Origin of the sequence: Mycobacterium sp. (assembly GCF_035506235.1) — a bacterium.
GTDB lineage: Bacteria > Actinomycetota > Actinomycetes > Mycobacteriales > Mycobacteriaceae > Mycobacterium.
The window spans coordinates 1-3,817 of the sequence record NZ_DATJPU010000181.1 but is presented as its reverse complement, the minus strand read 5'-3'; the positions used below and the strand labels follow the sequence as shown (position 1 = coordinate 3,817).

The following is a 3,817-nucleotide window of genomic DNA, read 5'->3' as shown; positions in this document are numbered from 1 at the left end:
CGCTCGAAGAAGCGATGAGCACCCAGCGCGCCATCCGGCGGATCAAAAGCGACCCGGTGGACGATGCGCTCGTCCTGCACCTCATCGAGCTGGCGACGAAGGCGCCGACCGGCTCGAACGCACAGAACTGGGAGTTCATCCTCGTCAAGGACCCTCGCGTCAAAGCGAGACTTGCGCGCTTGAATCGCAATGCCTTCCGCGTGTACGGCGCGATCGGCCGATGCGTCGTGGAGAGAAGCGGCGACGAGAAGATGATGCGGACATTGAAGGCCGCCCAATGGCAGGCCGACCACTTCGCCGACATCCCGGTTTTGGTGGTGGCATGCGTGAAAGGCGTCATTACGCCGTGGCCGCCGGTGGCCACGAGCAGTGCTTACGGCTCCATCTTCCCGGCCGTGCAAAACCTATTGCTCGCCGCGCGGGCGGCGGGGCTGGGCGCGGCACTGCTCACCCTGCCGCTGTTCAGCAATGTGCTCGCGCGGCGCGTCCTGGGCCTGCCGTGGAATGTCCATCCATGTGCCGTCATCCCGCTTGGCTGGCCGATTGGCAAATATGGCCCGACCACGCGTAAGCCTGTCGGCGAAGTCGTCTCGCTCGACCGCTACAGGAACCGAGCGTTCCTCGGCTCAGGCGCCTGAGGGCCTTATAGCTCGGCACGCTCCGAGGATTTGTGTAGGTGCCCGCGTCTCCGCGCGACAACGCCATGTGCCCGGCCGAGGACCGGTGACGACGGGAGGCCTGCGGTCTTCGGTTTCTGGCAGAAGACCGCAGGCCAGCGGCTTGCCGCTGCTAGGCGGGCAACCCCGACTCGTGCATCTGACGCGAGCGTTAGGCATCAGCCGCGCTTCTGGCCGACAACATGCGCCGACTCGGGCTGTCGCCGTTCGACATTGAACTGGTCGTCCTCAGCCATGGGCATTCCGACCACGTGACCGGCCTAGACGGATTCGTCCGCGCGGTCGGCCCGTCGAACCTGCCGCTGGTCGTGCACCCCGGGGCGTTTACTAAGCGCCGCATCGCCATTCCCGGCCTGTTCGAGCTCGAACTTCCCTCACCGCAGCGCAGCGCACTGCACCAAGCCGGCCTAGAAATCGTCGAACGCCGCCGGCCCTCGCTGCTGTTCGACGATTCCGTGCTGATCACCGGCGAGGTGGATCGCACCACCGGCTTCGAACACGACATGCCGCTTCATGAGGCGCTCACCGATGGGCCTGGGCACCCGACCCGCTCATCCTTGACGATCAGGCCCTCATCGTCCACGTCGCCGGTCACGGGCTGGTGGTGCTTACGGGGTGCGGCCACGCCGGGATCGTCAATATCGTTCGCTACGCGCGACGGCTCACCGGCGTCAGCACCGTTGCCGCGGTCGTCGACGGATTTCACCTCGGCGGTCCAGCATTCGAGCCCATCATCAAACCCACCGTCGACGCTCTGGCCGAGACCGGCGCCGAGGCAATCATCCCTGCCCACTGCACCGGATGGCGCGCGGCGCAAGCCCTGGCCCAAGCCATGCCCCACGCGTACATCCCCAATAGGGTCGGGTCCCGGCTTGAACTTCGGAACGGCCAGCCCACCTGAACGCATAGATGGCCGACCTGCTGCGATCTGTGCATCCATTGTCCCGCATGGGCAGATGCGCTCAGGTTAGCCAAGACCTGCACTTGTTCCGGCATGTCGCCCCTTCCCCTGACGTGAATTTGCGTAACACCTGTCCGACGTCGCCCGGGGCCAGCGCACAATGCCAGCCTTCTACGAACCGACTTTCGGCTATCTAGCACTGAGCTTCTGAGTAAATCGCGCCTTGGCAAACGGTGACCGAAACGCCGCCGGAGCAAGGGCCCACAATTATCGTCGGCAAAAGGGTGAGATCTAGCCGACGAAGGTAGGGCCAGTTAACTAGTTAGCATAGCTAATGTGGCCAAATGCGTGGCCATCGGGCATGAAAATGGCCCCCGGAGGAATCTCCGGGAGCCATTTCCGCTGGTAGCGGGGACAGGATTCGAACCTGCGACCTCTGGGTTATGAGCCCAGCGAGCTACCGAGCTGCTCCACCCCGCGTTGGTAAATTACAGGTTACCGAACGCGCGTCGCGGCGGCCAAATCGCACCCTGACCATCCCGTTCATCTGCGGTGGACGCGCACGGTCAGTTCGCCGAGGCGGACAAAGTCGCGCATGGGCTGCAGGCAGATCATCAAACACCCGTCGACCAGCCAGGCCGAGGGGTGCCGTCGACGGCGAGCACCGGCTCAGGCTGAGGTGGCACGGGTCTGGCGCCGAGCCCACCGCTTGGCCCACCTGCCCAGCGGCTCATAGGCTTGCAACAAACTGCGGCCTTCGTCAGAGAGCCGATAGCCGTTGGACCCTTTGCCGAGAATGCCCGCGTCGCGAAGCTCGCGCAGTCTGCTGTTGAGGACGCTGGCCGATACCCCGCCACAGCGTTGCTGCAGTTGGCGAAACGTCAATTCCTCCGAGCGCAACTCCCAGATGACCCGCATCGCCCACCGGCGTCCGAGCAAGTCCAGCAGAGCCATGATCGGTTGATTCGAGCTTTCGGACACAGCAGCAGCGTAACTCCGCGCCAACGACCCCGGCCCCTTGCGCTCCGATTTCCGGAGCGCTATCGTCATGCTTCGATAATCAGAGCAAGGAGGTCGTCGTGTCGCGTCAAGTCCGCATTGCCCCGTTGGAGCCTCCTTACCAACCCGATATCGAGCGGTTTCTCGCCAAATGGATGCCGCCCGGTTCCGCAGTGGCGCCGTTGGCGTTGTTCCGCACCTTGGCGGTTCATGACGAGCTCGCGGCGCGAATGCGTCCGCTGGGCGCCGGCATCCTGGGCAGCCGCATCGTGGCGCCACAGACGCGCGAGGTGCTGATCGCCCGAACGTGTGCCCTCTGTCACGCCGAGTACGAATGGGGCGTGCACGCCGTCGCCTTCGGCAAGCCGCTCGGCCTGACCGATGAACAGCTGCTTTCCACCGTGCATGGCGGACCGGAAGACGCATGCTGGAATGTCCAGCAGTGCAACATCATCCGCCTCGCCGACGAGCTGCACCACACCAGCACCATCTCCGACCAGCTGTTCCACGACCTCAGCGCCGACTTTGATGACAAACAAATCCTCGAACTGACCGCCACGGCAGGCTGGTATCACACCGTCGCCTACATCATCGGCGTTGCGGGCGTCGCGGCCGAACCGTGGGCCGCGCGGTTCCCCGCCATCGACGCGCGGCAGGACAACGCGTAATCCTATTCGGGCCACGTGTTCTTCAAGATGATCTCGACGAAGTTGTCGCGCACGAAAGTGGGATCGAAGTGTTGCAGTACGTCGGCGTTCACGGTGCCGAAGGTGCTGTCCGGGCGGTGCTTCATCCCGTCGTTGAAGGCCGCCAGCATGCGCGCTTGAAATCGGGTCGCGGGTGGGCGGCGGTGACGGCGGCAAGAGCTTCGGGGGAAAGGTCGTCGCGCCCGATGCCCAGCACGTCGGTCTCGACACCCGCTGTGACGCAGGCGATCTCGGGCGCCAGGAACTCGGGTATGCCGGGCGTGGTGTGCAAGGCGATGCTCAGCCACACCTTGTCGGCGTCGGCCACGTCGACGCCGCGCTGCAGCAGGAACTCCCGCGCCGCATTGGCGCCGTCGACCTCGAAGCGCAGGGTGGAGCTGCGGTAGTGCTCGGTAAGACCCAAGTCGTGAAACATCGCCCCGGCGTAGAGCAGCTCCAGGTCCGGTTGCAGCCCACGGCGGCGAGCCTGCAGCGCGCCGAACAGAAACACTCGCCGGGAATGGTTGAAAAGCAGGTCGTCTTCGGCGTCGCGG

General features: G+C 64.8%; 4 protein-coding genes, 1 tRNA gene and 2 pseudogenes. 3 read left to right on the top strand and 4 right to left on the bottom strand.

What is annotated here, in order from left to right; translation table 11 throughout:
- A partial coding sequence (locus VMD50_RS17255; RefSeq protein WP_325428945.1) for a nitroreductase family protein occupies positions 1-638 on the top strand: 638 nt, incomplete at its 5' end.
- A 209-nt stretch (positions 639-847) separates the two neighbouring features.
- Positions 848-985 (top strand): annotated as a pseudogene (locus tag VMD50_RS29885) (MBL fold metallo-hydrolase); the annotation flags it as partial.
- Positions 986-1,188: 203 nt separating this feature from the next.
- Here VMD50_RS29885 and VMD50_RS17245 read toward each other — a convergent pair.
- The 3 genes from VMD50_RS17245 to VMD50_RS17235 all read right to left on the bottom strand — a co-directional run bounded on the left by VMD50_RS17245 (position 1,189) and on the right by VMD50_RS17235 (position 2,559).
- A complete protein-coding gene (locus VMD50_RS17245; protein ID WP_325428946.1) occupies positions 1,189-1,506 on the bottom strand; it encodes a hypothetical protein in 318 nt (105 codons plus the stop codon).
- Positions 1,507-1,981: 475 nt separating this feature from the next.
- A tRNA-Met gene (locus VMD50_RS17240) sits at positions 1,982-2,058 on the bottom strand.
- 189 nt (positions 2,059-2,247) lie between these two features.
- The gene (locus VMD50_RS17235) at positions 2,248-2,559 is read right to left on the bottom strand and encodes a winged helix-turn-helix transcriptional regulator (RefSeq protein ID WP_325428944.1); all 312 of its coding nucleotides are present in this window, start codon (positions 2,557-2,559) and stop codon (positions 2,248-2,250) included.
- Positions 2,560-2,657: 98 nt separating this feature from the next.
- Here VMD50_RS17235 and VMD50_RS17230 point away from each other — a divergent pair, with 98 nt between their 5' ends.
- Positions 2,658-3,245 (top strand): carboxymuconolactone decarboxylase family protein, encoded by a 588-nt coding sequence (locus VMD50_RS17230; RefSeq protein ID WP_325428943.1) that lies wholly within the window; start codon positions 2,658-2,660, stop codon positions 3,243-3,245.
- A gap of 2 nt (positions 3,246-3,247) precedes the next feature.
- Here VMD50_RS17230 and VMD50_RS17225 read toward each other — a convergent pair.
- Positions 3,248-3,817: pseudogene (locus tag VMD50_RS17225) on the bottom strand (HD domain-containing protein); the annotation flags it as partial.